This is a genomic window from Streptomyces sp. NPDC002698, assembly GCF_042888945.1.
Classification (GTDB): Bacteria; Actinomycetota; Actinomycetes; order Streptomycetales; family Streptomycetaceae; genus Streptomyces.
On sequence record NZ_JBIAQM010000002.1, the window covers coordinates 465,689 to 479,035 of the forward strand.

General features: G+C 73.1%; 9 protein-coding genes and 1 pseudogene. 4 read left to right on the plus strand and 6 right to left on the minus strand.

Going from position 1 to position 13,347, the window contains the following annotated elements:
- Position 1 precedes the first annotated feature (1 nt).
- Positions 2-2,830, plus strand: coding sequence for an NHLP bacteriocin export ABC transporter permease/ATPase subunit (locus ACFYW9_RS04440; protein ID WP_389144579.1), 2,829 nt, complete (start codon positions 2-4; stop codon positions 2,828-2,830).
- 186 nt (positions 2,831-3,016) lie between these two features.
- On the opposite strand, the pseudogene ACFYW9_RS04445 reads toward ACFYW9_RS04440, so the two are convergent.
- From ACFYW9_RS04445 to ACFYW9_RS04455, 3 genes and pseudogenes are all read right to left on the minus strand, one after another.
- Positions 3,017-3,343 (minus strand): annotated as a pseudogene (locus ACFYW9_RS04445) (ArsR/SmtB family transcription factor); the annotation flags it as partial.
- Between the two features lie 32 nt (positions 3,344-3,375).
- Positions 3,376-4,968, minus strand: coding sequence for a phosphatase PAP2 family protein (locus tag ACFYW9_RS04450; protein ID WP_389144582.1), 1,593 nt, complete (start codon positions 4,966-4,968; stop codon positions 3,376-3,378).
- Between the two features lie 341 nt (positions 4,969-5,309).
- Complete coding sequence (locus tag ACFYW9_RS04455; RefSeq protein ID WP_326783946.1) at positions 5,310-5,732, minus strand: subtilase-type protease inhibitor; 423 nt, start codon at positions 5,730-5,732, stop codon at positions 5,310-5,312.
- A gap of 341 nt (positions 5,733-6,073) precedes the next feature.
- On the opposite strand from ACFYW9_RS04455, the gene ACFYW9_RS04460 reads away from it, so the two are divergent.
- Entirely contained in the window at positions 6,074-6,625 is a 552-nt protein-coding gene (locus ACFYW9_RS04460; RefSeq protein WP_389144586.1) for a hypothetical protein, read from the plus strand.
- A gap of 117 nt (positions 6,626-6,742) precedes the next feature.
- Here the strand turns inward: ACFYW9_RS04460 and ACFYW9_RS04465 are convergent, their stop codons facing one another.
- Positions 6,743-7,921 carry a PucR family transcriptional regulator gene (locus ACFYW9_RS04465; protein ID WP_389144589.1) on the minus strand — a complete coding sequence of 393 codons (1,179 nt, stop codon included), beginning with the start codon at positions 7,919-7,921 and terminating at the stop codon, positions 6,743-6,745.
- A gap of 113 nt (positions 7,922-8,034) precedes the next feature.
- Here ACFYW9_RS04465 and ACFYW9_RS04470 point away from each other — a divergent pair, with 113 nt between their 5' ends.
- Both ACFYW9_RS04470 and ACFYW9_RS04475 read left to right on the plus strand, forming a co-directional pair.
- Positions 8,035-9,204: a lactate 2-monooxygenase gene (locus ACFYW9_RS04470; RefSeq protein WP_389144592.1), complete on the plus strand. Its 1,170-nt coding sequence runs from the start codon at positions 8,035-8,037 to the stop codon at positions 9,202-9,204.
- The gene (locus tag ACFYW9_RS04475; RefSeq protein ID WP_351860957.1) at positions 9,201-10,175 is read left to right on the plus strand and encodes an NAD(P)-dependent oxidoreductase; all 975 of its coding nucleotides are present in this window, start codon (positions 9,201-9,203) and stop codon (positions 10,173-10,175) included. Before ACFYW9_RS04470 ends, ACFYW9_RS04475 begins: the two co-directional genes overlap by 4 nt.
- Before the next feature lie 145 nt (positions 10,176-10,320).
- On the opposite strand, the gene ACFYW9_RS04480 is transcribed toward ACFYW9_RS04475, so the two are convergent.
- Both ACFYW9_RS04480 and ACFYW9_RS04485 read right to left on the minus strand, forming a co-directional pair.
- Positions 10,321-10,932: a hypothetical protein gene (locus ACFYW9_RS04480; protein WP_389144596.1), complete on the minus strand. Its 612-nt coding sequence runs from the start codon at positions 10,930-10,932 to the stop codon at positions 10,321-10,323.
- A gap of 313 nt (positions 10,933-11,245) precedes the next feature.
- On the minus strand, positions 11,246-13,051 hold the full coding sequence (locus ACFYW9_RS04485; protein WP_389144599.1) for an RICIN domain-containing protein: 1,806 nt from the start codon (positions 13,049-13,051) through the stop codon (positions 11,246-11,248).
- Positions 13,052-13,347: the final 296 nt, after the last annotated feature.

Consider the following 13,347-nt stretch of genomic DNA (forward strand, 5'->3'; position numbering starts at 1 on the left):
GATGAGCACGGTCCACGAAGGCGTCCACGAGCAGGACATCGTGCTCGGCGCGCTCGGCGGCATGGGCACCCATGTCGGCTGCGCGGGAGTGAGCCGTCTCGATCTGGAGGGTCCGCAGGTCCTGTGGCTGGTGGTCGCGGGGGCCATGGACCTGTTCGCGGTCGACGCGGCGCAGCAGGGTCACTGGCATCACCTCGGCCGGCTCGAAGCGGGCTCCCTGCTGCTCGGCCCGGTGACGGGGCCTCAGCACACCCTGGTGGGGCGGCCGTTGCGCGGCTGCGAGCTGCGCCGGATCGGGTTGCGCGAGCTGCACCGGCCGGCCGACACGTCGACCTGGTCGTACGACGCGTACGGCAACCCGCAGTTCGTGCCGCCGGCTTCGAGCCCGCTGGAGCACGCCCTCGCGCTCGGCGTGGGACGCGGTCTCTCCGTCCTCTTCCAGGCGCCGACGGCCGCAGAGTACACCGCCGCTCCCACCGACGACGACGTGTTCTGGATGCGGGTCCCGCCGGGGAGTGTGCGGTACGGCTCGCTGTACGGGGCCGAGGCGGCGGCCGATCTGCTGATGGACTCCGGTGTCTGGCAGGGCATGGTCGACCAGCAGTACCGGCTGCTGTCCACCCTCGACCGCTGGATCGAGGAGCTGGAGGCCGGTCACGAGGACCGGGCGGCGGCGGGCGTCAAGGCCGGTGAGGCCGTCCGCGACCGGGCCGACCGGGCACTGCTCGCCTCGATCGGCAGAACGTCGGCGAAACGCCCGACCGCGGCCGAGACCGACGCCACCTACGCGGCCTGCGAGCTGGTCGCCCGCGCGGCCGGGATCACCCTCGCCGAGCGGACGGGCGGCGGCGCGGAGAGCGAGCGGCTCGATCCGGTCGAACGGATCGCGCTCGCCTCACGGCTCCGTACCCGTTCCGTGCGCCTGGACGGGCGCTGGTGGCGTGACGACATCGGCCCGCTGGTCGGCAGCCGGGCGGTGTCCGGTGCGCCGGTGGCGCTGCTGTGGCGGCGCGGCGGCTATGTCGCCGTACAGCCGTCGTCCGGGCGGGAGACGCCGGTCGAGAAGGCCAACGCCTCGGAGTTCGAGCCGCGGGCCGTGATGTTCTACCGCCCGCTGCCCGAGCACGGGCTCGGCCCGCTGCGGCTGCTGCGGTTCTGTCTGGCGGGCACGGGCGGGGATCTGCGCAGCCTCGCGGTCAGCGCCCTGGTGACCGTGGCGATCGGCGCGCTGGTGCCGATCGCGACCGGCCGGGTGCTCGGCGAGTACGTCCCGAGGGCCGAGCACGGCCTGATCGCGCAGGTCTGTATCGCGCTGATGGTCGCCGGCGTCGTGTCGGCGGCGTTCACGCTGCTGCAGAACCTCACCCTGCTGCGGATGGAGGGCCGGATCGAGGCGAGTCTCCAGCCGGCCGTGTGGGACCGGCTGCTGAGGCTGCCCACCTCGTTCTTCGCCGCCCGTTCGACCGGTGAGCTCGCGAGTGCCGCGATGGGCGTGAGCGCGATCCGGCGGCTGCTCGCGGGGGTGGGCCCCACGCTCGCGCAGGCGGGCACGGTCGGCGCGATGAACCTGGGTCTGCTGCTCTGGTACAGCGTGCCGATGGCGCTGGCCGCGATCGGCATGCTCGTGGTCGTCGCGGCCGTGTTCCTCGGTCTCGGTCTGTGGCAGGTGCGCGGGCAGCGCCGGCTGGTGGTCCTGGGCAACAAGCTCAACAACCAGGCGTTCCAGACCCTGCGCGGGCTGCCCAAGCTGCGGGTCGCGGGGGCCGAGAACTACGCGTACGCGGCCTGGGCGGGCGAGTTCGCGCGCAGCCGTGAACTCCAGCGGCGGGTCGGCCGCGTCAAGAACCTGACGACGGTGATGGGCGCGGTGTACCTGCCGTTGTGCTCACTGCTGATGTTCATGCTCCTGGCGGGCCCGGCGCGGGGCTCGCTGTCGGCCGCGGCCTTCCTCACCTTCAACACGTCGGTGACGATGCTGCTGACGTCGGTCACCCAGATCACCGGCGCCCTGGTCTCCGCGGCGGCCGCGCTGCCGATGTTCGAGGAGATCAGGCCGGTGCTCGACGCGACGCCCGAGGTGCGCGGGGCGAGTACGCGTCCCGGTGTGCTGTCCGGCTCGGTCGAGGCGCGGCGGCTGTCGTTCCGGTACGCCGACGACGGTCCGCTCGTCCTGGACGACGTGTCGTTCTCCGTCCGGCCGGGCGAGTTCGTGGCGATCGTCGGCCCGAGCGGCTGCGGCAAGTCCACCCTGCTGCGGCTGCTGATCGGCTTCGACCGGCCGGTGTCGGGCAGTGTGCTCTACGACGGCCAGGATCTGGGGGCCCTCGACCAGTCCGCCGTACGACGTCAGTGCGGTGTCGTGCTCCAGCACGCGCAGCCCTTCACCGGGTCGATCCTGGACTGCATCTGCGGCACCGAGCCGTACACGCAGGAGGAGGCGATGGAGGCGGCGGAGATGGCGGGTCTGGCCGAGGACATCGCGCGGATGCCGATGGGGCTGCACACGCTCGTGGCGGGCAGCGGCTCGATCTCGGGCGGTCAGCGCCAACGCCTCATGATCGCCCAGGCGTTGATACGGCGCCCGCGCATCCTCTACTTCGACGAGGCGACCAGCGCGCTGGACAACGCGACGCAGCGCACGGTGATCGAGAGCACCAAGGCGCTCAACGCGACCCGGGTGGTGATCGCGCACCGGCTGTCGACGGTGCTGGACGCGGACCGGGTCATCGTGATGGAGAACGGCCGGGTCGCCCAGCAGGGCTCGCCGGCGCAGCTGCTGGCGGACACGGGCGGGCGGCTGCACGAGCTGGTGCGGCGGCAGCTGGCCTGAGCGGTCAGTCCGTCCCCGGCACCGGGGCGCCGGAGGGGACACCCGCCTCGACGTAGTCCTCGTAGATCTCCTTCCAGGCCGGGATCCCGCCGGCGCGCGGGTCGGACGCCTCGCCGCGCACCGCCCGGAGGAAGCGTCCTGTGGGGGTGCCGCGCCGTCCGGTCGCCTTCGGCCGGGCGGGAACGGCTCTTCTCGCTGGTCCGACGGCCCGCCCGTCACGTCGTCCAGGCGGCCGAGGGCGTCCAGGCTCTCGTTCCACAGCCTGCGGTACCCGGCGAGCCAGGCGTCGAGTGCGGCGATCGGGGCGGGGGCGTAGACCCGGCGCTGGGCGTCCTGTCGTACCCGGACGAGCCCGGCGTCACGCAGCACGCGCAGATGCTTCGAGGTGCCCGGCTGGCTGAGCCCGCACGCCTCGACGATCTCACCCACGGTCCGGGGGCGCTCCAGGAGGAGCGCGACGATGGCCCGCCGCCGGGGGTCGGCGAGGGCGGCCCAGAGGGCGTCGTCGGACATGATTCCCCTATGCCTCGACGGTTATATAGCCGTCAAGGAATGGAAGGGGGGTCCGCGGGGCCTCCGTCGGCGGGGAGGCGGCGGCCCCTCACCCGTCGCCGGCGGCGGGCCGTCGCGGCGGCCCCGCGTGCCTCCTGGACCGGCTCGCCCCTCCCCCGGACGGGCCGGTACACGACCAGGGCCCGGTACTCCTTCTCCAGCCTCAACCCGGTGGCGCCGGAAAGCGGTTCACCGTCGAACGCCAGGATGTCCGCGCCGGCGATACCGTCCAGCTCCAGCCAGGGAACCCGCTCGGCTTCGTAGACCCGTGAGTGCTCCAGGGTCCCGAGGACCGCGGCGGCGACGGTACGGGTGCGGGCCAGACGGCGCCCCGCGTCGACCAGGCGCACATCGAGCAGATCGTCGTCCAGACGCGGCCGGAAGGCGGGGACGAGTCCCTCCGGCACGAAGCGGCCGTTGCCCGCGAGGAGCAGCCACAGGCGACGGGGCCGGCCGTTGACGTTCAGTTCGACCGGGCGTGCGGTGCCGAGCACCCGGGCCAGGGCGAGCGCCGTCGTCGGCGCGGCGGGCCGACGGCGTTCCAACCGCTCGCGCAGCCGCGCGAGTTCGGGGTACGGGCCGATGCTGAACTCGTTGAGGAACCAGGTGTCCTCTCCCGCCCCCGAACGGGCGACGCCGATGTCCACCGACACCCCCTCGCCCCGGACCACCGCGTCGGCGGTGTCCTCCAGGTCCCGGACACCCACGTCCAGCGCGAAGCGGTCGGCGGTGCCACCGGGGAACACGGCCAGTGCCAGCCCCCGTTCGGCCGCCGCGCGGGCGGCGACGCCCGCCACCGCATCGCCCCCGCAGACACCGAGCGCGCCGCCGGTCTCCACCGCCCGGTCGGCCGCCGCGGCGAGCAGCTCCGCGAGGTCGTCGCCGGGGCCTCGCCCGATCACCTCGGCCTCGGGCAGCAGGGCGCGCAACCGCCGGGCGTGGCCCGGCGGTGCCCCGGGCGCTCCGGCACGGGCCGGGTCGTCGACGACGACCACCAGTCCCTTGCCCAGCGGCAGGGCGAGCGCCCGCGCGGCGGGCCGTTCCCGCTCCGGTACGACCGGGCGCGGCGGCCACCAGCGGCAGGTGAGGGCGGCCGCGCCCGCGCCGATGGCCACGCCGGCGAGGACGTCTCCCGGGTAGTGGACCCCTACGTAGACACGCGAGAAGGCGACGGCGGCGGCCACGGGCGCGACCAGGAGGCCGTAGCGCGTGGACTCCAGGGCGACGGCGGTGGCGAAGGCCGCGGCGGAGGCGGAGTGTCCCGACGGGAAGGACGTGGTGTGCGGCTGACGGGTCAGGCGCCGGATCGCGGGGACGCCCTCCAGCAGCGGGCGGGGGCGGCGGGCGCTCCACTTCACCAGCGTGTTGACGGTGAACGAGGCCAGTGCCAGCGAGCCGAGGCCCCGCAGCGCCGCCCGGCGCCCGGCCGGTCCGCCGACGAGGGCGATCCCGGCGGCCGTGCCGAGCCACAGGCGGCCGTGGTTGGCGGCGTGGCTGAGCCGCCGCAGCGCCGGATCGGCCCCGGGCACCCGCGCGGTGGCCACCCGTGTGAACAGCCGCTGGTCCCATTCGAGGAGTGCACCCATGCTCCACCGCTACGCCGCCCCGGCCGTTCCGGCATCCCGGGTGACCCGCAACGGTGACGGGCATGGGCCGTTGGGCGCACGGACCGCCCCGGCCTGGTACGGGGGTACGGCACGGGCGCGGGAACGGCCGGCGTCCACCGCGGCGCCCTCGCACCCTCCAGGGAGTGACGCCGTACCGCGGTGACGCGGTGGCGCACGCGGACATGCCGAAGGCCGGTCGACGGCCCCACTCCGTCTGACCGGCCCTCGGTGCGAAATCACATGGCGCCTCGTGACGGTGCCCGCACTCCCCAGCTACGGATCCCGGTCCATGTCCACGACGGCCACGCGATCCCGGTCTCTCAGAACGCGAAGACCGTCATCCCGTAGGAGGTCTTCACGCACTCGTTGGCGAAGGTGTGCTCGTACGAGACGCGCTTGCCCTGCCAGACGCCGGCCACCGTGACGACCACGGGGTCGTACTGCCTGGTACAGAAGACATCGTTCCTCGGCGTCAACGCGTCGAGATCACCCTTGACCCCCCGTAGTTCGGCGCAGGCGTCGGCCGCGGCGGGATGGGTCCCGGAAGCCGTCGGGGCGCAGTTGAGAGTGACCGCGCGCTCCGGCGTCGCGACGGAGGCGGTCTGGCCGTGGCCCGTGGTGAGCACCAGGGCGGAGGGGGCGTAGAGCCCGGACGGGGCCGCGTGGGCGGACCCGACGAGGGGGCCGCAGACGGCGGTGGCCGTCAGGGTGAGAGTCGCTGCCCAACGCGCGGTGTTCGGCATTGTGTGCATCCTTCCGCTCGATCGAATGCGATACCGGCTCGGTCGGTGCCGGTTCGGCGAGCGCGAGTCTGCCGAGTCCGCACAGGAAACACACATCGACCCCACACGTTTCAGTAACTTTGAGTATTGAATCAGTGGCGCGAAGTTACAGAATTCGAACGGATGAAGCCCGGAACTGAGCGCCCGACGACAACCGCCGACAGCCGCCTGGCCGGAAAGACACGGCTCAGCAATAGGCCTGAAACATTCCACTTGAACCGTCATGCCGCCTCGACTTCCGCTGTCGGCGGACTTCTCCGGCTCCCCTTGCGCATCGATCGCGAGAGAGTAATCGTGATTACATGATTACATCGGAGCAACGTGAGAAGCTGCGCGGCTGGTTCGCCGGCCGCCTGCCCGACGATCTCTTCGAGAGCCTCACGGAGGTGACGGCCGACCGTGAGGAGATCACCGTCGTCGGCCGCATCCCCGAGCCGCGGCTCGCCGAAGGCGCCTCGGACGCCGAGAAGGAGGCGGCGCTCCGGGCCCGCGTCCAGGAATTCCGCGAGCGCACCCGCGAGGAACGCATGGAGGTGGCCCGCGACGCGGAGCACCGCTTCCGCAAGAAGGTCTCCTGGGGTGTGGAGTGCGGCACCGAGCGCGCCCTGTTCACCCATGTCGCCGCGCCCGTCATGACCCGGCTGCGCCAGCCCGAACGCGAGGTCCTCGACACGCTCGTCGCGGCCGGGGTCGCCCGCAGCCGCAGCGACGCCCTGGCCTGGTGCGTCCGCCTCGTGCAGCGCCACACCGACGACTGGCTGGGCGAACTGCGCGACTCGCTGGAGCAGGTGCACCGGGTCCGCTCACAGGGCCCGGACGTCGGGGCGGAGGACGATCCCGGCGACGAGGAGTGACCGGGCCGGCGGCACCTCGGCGACACCGCTCCGGGGGTTGGCCCCGCGATGACGGCGTGGGCCGTCCGGGCGACCCCGGAGCCTCGGTCGCAGATCGTCCGGCTCCGCCGCTGAGCCTCAGTCGCGGATCGTCCGGGCGATGTCCAGGGTGAGCCGCTGCCAGGGGTCGCGGGGGTCGCGGCCGGTCAGCTCGTGCACGCGGCGCAGGCGGTAGCGCAGGGACTGCGGATGAAGGTGCAGGGCCCGCGCTGCGGCGTTCGCCGAGCCCGAGTCGATGTACGCCGTGAGGGCGTCCAGCAGATGCCGCCGGGCGGCCTCGGCGAGCGGCCCGAGCACCAGGCGCGCGATGTGGTCGGGCGCGGCGGCCGGGCGTCCGGCGAGCAGGGCGAGCACCTGCGCGTCGGCGTCGGTGAGCACCTGCCCGGACCGGTGGGCGTGGGCCGGGGCGGTGTCGAGCGCGTCGGCGGCGAGCCGGTGCGCCAGGGCGATCCGGTCCGGGCTCTCGCCGGTGATGACGCACCCGCGCCAGGACCGTTCGCCCATCACCTCCCCGGCCCGCTCGGACGCCGCGAGCGGCAGCAGCAGGACGGCACGTGAGCCCCGTACCGTCGCCAGGGACGTCACCTCGCCCCCGGGAGGGGCCAGCGCGTCCAGCAGGGCCGTCGCCGTCTCGTGGGCGAGATCCGGCCGGTCCCCGGCGACCGGCTCCGCCGCCAGCAGGCAGTACGGATCCGGGAGCTGGATGCCCAGTCTGGCGGAGCGGTCGGAGAGCGCGCCCACCGAGGCGTGCCGTCCGGCGATGAGGTCGTCGAACAGCAGCCGCAGCGCCCGGCTCCGGTCGCCGGCCAGGTCCTCGCTGGTGGCGGCGTAGGCGGTGGCCATCTCCTCGGAGAGCGTGTCCAGGGTGGCGAGCAGCATGCGGGCGAGCGCGAAGGCGTCGGCGGCGGCGAGCCGGGGCGCGCGGGCGGCGACCTCGTCCGTGAGGACGGTGCCCGCGACCCGGTAGGCGCGCAGCACCGCCTGCACCGGGCGCCCGTCCGCCGCGCGGGCCGAGGCGATGCCCCGGAAACGCCGGAGATCGGCCGGTCCCAGCGTGCCGTCGGTGGCCCACAGGTGGAGCAGCCGTTCCAGGCCCCAGGCCGCGATGGCCCGTACCTCGGGCAGCCGGCTGTCGTCGAGCGCCGCGTACACCGGGACCTGTTCGTGGACCGCCGCGACGATCGCCTCCACGACACGCGGGTCGGCGACCATTTCCTGCCGGACGCGTTCCCGGTCCTCGGACGGCTTGTTTGTCACAGGGTGATGATTCCAGCCGCACGTTGTGCGCACCACGGTGGACGGGACTTGTCACAGTCGCCAGGATCATCGTCGTACAGCGCGGTCTCAGGGACGAGAGGCGGGACGTACGGATGGCGAAGCACTGGGCCGACTTCCAGTACGAGATCTATCTGAACGGAATGACGGGCGCCGTGCCGCGGCTGCCCACCGATCTGACGCGGCTGGAGGAGCTGACCGAGCAGCGGCTCGGCCCCGGTCCGGTCGGCTACGTGGCGGGAAGCGCGGGCGACGGCAGCACGGCGCGCGCCAATCGTGAGGCGCTCGGCCGGCGCCGGATCGTGCCGCGCATGCTGCGGGACGTCCACGAACGCGACCTGTCCGTCGAGGTGCTGGGGCGCCCGTTGCCCGCGCCGCTCGCGCTCGCGCCGATCGGCGTGCTGTCGATCATGCATCCGGACGCCGAGTGCGCCGCGGCGCGGGCCGCCGCCGCGCAGGGCGTGCCCTACATCCTGTCCTCCGCCTCCAGCACGCCGATGGAGCAGGTCGCCGAGGCCATGGGCGACGGCGAGCGCTGGTTCCAGCTCTACTGGGCGAAGGACCGCGAGGTCACCCGCAGCTTCCTGGACCGGGCGAAGGCGGCCGGGTTCACCGCGCTGTTCGTCACGCTCGACACCCCGCTCCTCGCGTGGCGCCCGCGCGACCTCGACCAGGCGTACCTGCCGTTCCTGCACGGCGTGGGCACCGCCAACTACTTCTCCGACCCGGCGTTCCGGGCGGGTCTGGCCAAGCCGGTGCACGAGGACCCGAACGCGGCCGTCATGCACTTCGTGAGCATGTTCGCGGACCCCGGCAAGACCTGGCCGGACCTGGCCTTCCTGCGGGAGAACTGGGACGGGCCGATCGTCCTCAAGGGCATCCTGCACCCGGACGACGCCCGGCAGGCCGCCGAGGCGGGGATGGACGGCGTGGTGGTCTCCAACCACGGGGGCCGGCAGGTGGCGGGGTCCGTCGCGGCCGCCGACGCGCTGCCCCGCGTGGCGGCGGCGGTGGGCGACCGGCTCACCGTGCTCTTCGACAGCGGCATCCGCACCGGCGACGACATCTTCAAGGCGCTCGCCCTCGGGGCGCGGGCGGTGCTCGTCGGACGTCCGTACGCCTACGGTCTCGGCCTCGACGGACAGCCGGGCGTCGAGCACGTCGTCCGCTGTCTGCTCGCCGAGTTCGATCTCACCCTCGCCCTGTCCGGACACGCCCGTCCCACCTCCCTCGGCCCCGAGGACCTCATCGAGGAGACCGCATGACCGTCACCAAGAACGTGCTCGCCGTCGTCTCCGCGCACGTGGGCGGCCGTACGGCGGGAGCGGCGCTCGCCACCCTCTTCCCGGGGCAGGCCCGTGTCACCGTCGTGGAGACCACGGACGAGGACCCCGCCGCGCTGCGCGAGGCGCACGTCGTCGTCACCGGCCTCGGCCCCGTGACCGCCGGACACATCGCCGCCGCACCGGACCTGGAGCTGATCCAGTGCGCGAGCCACGGCTTCGACTACGTCGATCTGGACGCGGCGCGCGAGCGGGGCATACCCGTGTGCAACATCGGTTCCAGCGGCGCCGAGAAGCAGAACGTGGCCGAGCAGACCTTCGCCCTCATGCTCGCCCTGGCCAAGCAACTGGTGCCCGCCCACACCGCGTTGACCGAGGCGGACTGGGCGCTGCCCCGGCTCCAGCAGTCGATCACGGAGCTGTCCGGCAAGACGCTCGGGATCGTGGGACTCGGCCACATCGGCGAGGAGGTCGCGCGGCGCGCGGTCGCGTTCGACATGAGCGTCGTGTACGCCGGGCCCTCGCGCGCGTCCGCCGAGACGGAGGCCCGGCTCGGCGCCCGCCACGTCGAACTGGAGGAACTGCTGCGCGTGTCGGACTACGTCAGCCTGCACGCGCCGCTCACCGACGCGACCCGCCATCTCCTGAACGCCGAACGGCTCGCGCTGCTCAAGCCGACCGCGTTCGTCGTCAACACCTCGCGTGGCGCCCTGATCGACCAGGACGCCCTCGCGGACGCGCTGCACGCGGGCGCCCTCGCCGGAGCTGGTCTCGACGTCTTCGACCCCGAACCGCCCACCCCGGCCCTGCGGTTGCTCAAGGCGCCGAACGTCGTGCTCTCCCCGCACGTCGCCGGTGTCACCCGCGAGACCCTCGTACGGATCGCGCTGGCCGCGGTCCAGAACGCCGCGGACTTCGTGACGGGCAAGCCGCCCCGGGACGTCGTCTCGTAGCCCGGACGCCGGACGGCGCCCACTTCTCGGCCGCGCGCTGCGCCATGAGCGGGGACAGGTCGACGCCCGTCACCTTGACGCCCCGCTCCGCGAGGTGGGCGGCGGCCCGGCCGGGCCTTGGTTCGACACCTGAACCTGTGCCGAGTCACCGGCTTTCCGGGCTGTCGGTCGGCCATACCGCTTCCAGGCCGTGGTCGGTGGCGTAGAACAGGTACGGCCGCAACTCGGGGGCGTGTTCCAGGTCGCGGCGCAGCGCGTACAAACGAGCCGACCTCGCCGCCAGGAACGGTTGGGTGGCGAGCAGGCCCCTGAGATCCCCGAACCGCCAATCCGCACCCAGCAGCTTCCTTGCCCGTACCAGCAGTTGGACTCCGTCGACCGGAATCCTGCCTGCATAGACGTCGGCGGTTGGCGGCAGTTCCGGCTCCGGGTCGGGGGGCAGGGCGAAACCGGAACGCAGCCACACCTCGAACACCGGGGCGGCGACATCGAGGTCGGCTTCGCCGAGACCGCCCAGGTCGGCCCAGAACACCGGGCCGCCGTCGTCGCACCTGAGGAAGAATCCCCGATCGCCTTCTCGGCCGATCATGAGGTAGCCCGTGAGCCACCCGCCGATGCCGTAGGTCGTGTTGCGCTCCAGCAGGGATTCCAGGCAGTACATGACCACTCCACCGGCGACGACGTCGTCGGTGACCGACGCCAACCATCTCCGGTAAGCGGCATCCGTCCGGGAGATGAGTTGCTCGACCGTCTCCACCGCCGGCTCCTGCCTGTCGTCGCCAGGCGCGGTCTCCCCGTGCGGCGGCCGTGCCCCGGGACGACCTGCGGGCCGCCCGCAACTCCCCCGTGGCGGGCGGCCCGTGTCCGATGTCCAGAGATCAGGTTCGGTACCGGTACACAGTGCTCTAGGCCGCTGAGCTACACCGGCCGAAGCCGGCGGCGGGATTCGAACCCGCGTCTCCCGATTTGCAGTCGAAGTAACCGGTACCTGCGCACCTGGACACGCCCACCGTAGCCGCACGACCGCCGCCGGGCACGGGGTTTTCACGGCAGCCGCCACCCGGCCGCGTTCAGGGCCGTTCGGTCCGCCAGCGCTGGATGTCGGAGTGGTCGCGGACCTTGACCACGATGTCGGCACCGGGGTCCGTGGACGCGGGTGCGACGGCCAGTCCGTCGCGCCCGCGGGACAGCAACTCGCCCTCGTCGGTGAGGTCGTAGCGCATGTCCTCGCGCCGCTCCTCGTCCTCGTCGGCACAGCGGCCGAGGAGCAGGACACCGTCGTCGGCACGTGCGTCGAGGCAGAGCCCGGTGCTCGCGACGCTGCGCAGCAGTCCGTCCCGCTCGTACACCCATTGCTGGGTCCAGGCGGACGAGCACACGTCCAGCGTGGCCTCGGCGCCTTCCACGGCCCTGGCGTCCCGCAGGCCGAGGCACAGGTCGGCGTCCACGTTGCGCAGCCGGGTCCGCTCACCCTTGGACGCCACTTCGACCGCGGTGGACGGCGTGGACATCACGGGCGGGACCTGAGAACCCTGGGCCGGCGACAGCGTCCGGCTGCTGCTCGCCCCGATGGCGGCGGCGGAGTCGGTGCCGCCCTCCTCGTTCGGCCACAAGCTGACCGCGAGAACGGTCGCCAGCAGCGCGGCCGACAGACCGGCCCCGGTGACCAGGGCCTGCTGCGACCCCTCGGCCTGCCTGGCGGCCCGTCGCCCCGTCGACACGAACAAGTGCTGCGGACGACGGCGCCCGCCGCCCGCCGGGCTCGCACCGCCTTCGGCGCGACCCTTCCCTCCACGGCGTCCGCCCGCGCCGGCTCGCCCTCGGACCGCCGGGGTCTCGCCGCTCTCCGCGCGACCACGGCCCACGGGGATCTCGCCGCTCTCCGCGCGACGCACGTCGTCCCCGGAGCCCGCGTCCGTCCCGGTCCGCTCGGCGCCCGCCGGGCGTCCGTCGTCCGGGAGACGCCCGTCCTTCCCGGCGCTCCCACCGCCGCGCTGCCGCCTGCCCCGGAACCGGGAGACGGTGCGCGGGCGCAGTCCCTGCCGTCCGCGTGCCCGGCGGGAGTCGTAGTAGCGGCGGGCGCCCCAGCCGAGCACGGACTCGGCGATCAGAAGCCCCAACCCGCCCTCGAAATGGCTGAGTTGCGCCGCCGCGTACCGACAGTAGGAGCACTCCGACAGATGCTCCTGGACATCCGGCAGCAGGGCTCCGCCGCGCCGGATCGGCGCGTCGAGGAGCCGGTTGTGGAAACCGCATTCCCTGGTCGGGGCGAATTCCAGATGTGCCCGCAGACAGGCTTGGCGGAATTGCTCGCGGGCCTGCTCCCAGGCCGCGACCGCGACGGGCTCGTCCATGCCCAGAAGACCGGCCGGCACGGACAGCGACTCGGCCTCCACCTCGGTGTGCCACAACAGGCAGCGGGCGACGCCCGGAAGACCGAGGAAAGCGTGTTCGGCGAGCTTGCGGTTCTCCGCCGTCATGGACTTCGCCGCGCGCATTCCGCGGCCGCCCGCGGGTTTCCTCAAAGCCGGCAGGGCCTCCGACATCCGGTCGTCCGCGGCCCAGGTCCGGACCGTGTCCCGCACCGTGACGAGGAGCCGGGGCCGCAGCGCGAGAGCCTGCTCACCCTCCCCGAGGCCGTCGAGGACGTGGCGGAAGGACGCCTCGGTGACCATGGAGGCGACCTGCGAGGACGTGGCGAGGCAGATCACCGCGTAGTCGTACGCCGGCCGCCAGTGCCGGGCTGTCAGCAGGGCGACGGGACGGGTGCCGTCGGCCTCCTCCCCGCCTCTCAGCGCGGCGGCGAGGTCCTCGTCGGACTCGCCGAAATATCCGCCGGGCGGACGGTCGGGCAGCGGCGGGTGGGGGGTGCGCACGGGAGCGGGTTCCTTCCGAGGTGCAAGGGGCACACAGGTCGTGCTCGCCCGTCGAAAAGGAGTCCCGATTGGTGTGGACCTTTTGACGGAGCGCCGGGAGAACGGCCGGGGACGAAGGCCGTGCGGCGACCGTCGCTCAGGGAGCTTCTCGAGCTCATCGACAGCCGGGAATGGCGAACAGCGATTCAGACCCGGCCCTTGACCAAGCGCGGGAGGCTCACCCTCGCACAACACACTCGTCACCAACAAGGCGAACGAGCCAGATCAGCCTTATTGAAAACATGTCAAAAGCGGTC

Bases quoted from the DNA above. Each gene is read 5' to 3' on its own strand.
- ACFYW9_RS04475 (WP_351860957.1), top strand. From the start codon at position 9,201: ATGACCGTCACCAAGAACGTGCTCGCCGTCGTCTCCGCGCACGTGGGC.
- ACFYW9_RS04455 (WP_326783946.1), bottom strand. From the start codon at position 5,732: ATGCCGAACACCGCGCGTTGGGCAGCGACTCTCACCCTGACGGCCACC.
- ACFYW9_RS04460 (WP_389144586.1), top strand. From the start codon at position 6,074: ATGATTACATCGGAGCAACGTGAGAAGCTGCGCGGCTGGTTCGCCGGC.
- ACFYW9_RS04440 (WP_389144579.1), top strand. From the start codon at position 2: ATGAGCACGGTCCACGAAGGCGTCCACGAGCAGGACATCGTGCTCGGC.
- ACFYW9_RS04450 (WP_389144582.1), bottom strand. From the start codon at position 4,968: ATGGGTGCACTCCTCGAATGGGACCAGCGGCTGTTCACACGGGTGGCC.
- ACFYW9_RS04470 (WP_389144592.1), top strand. From the start codon at position 8,035: ATGGCGAAGCACTGGGCCGACTTCCAGTACGAGATCTATCTGAACGGA.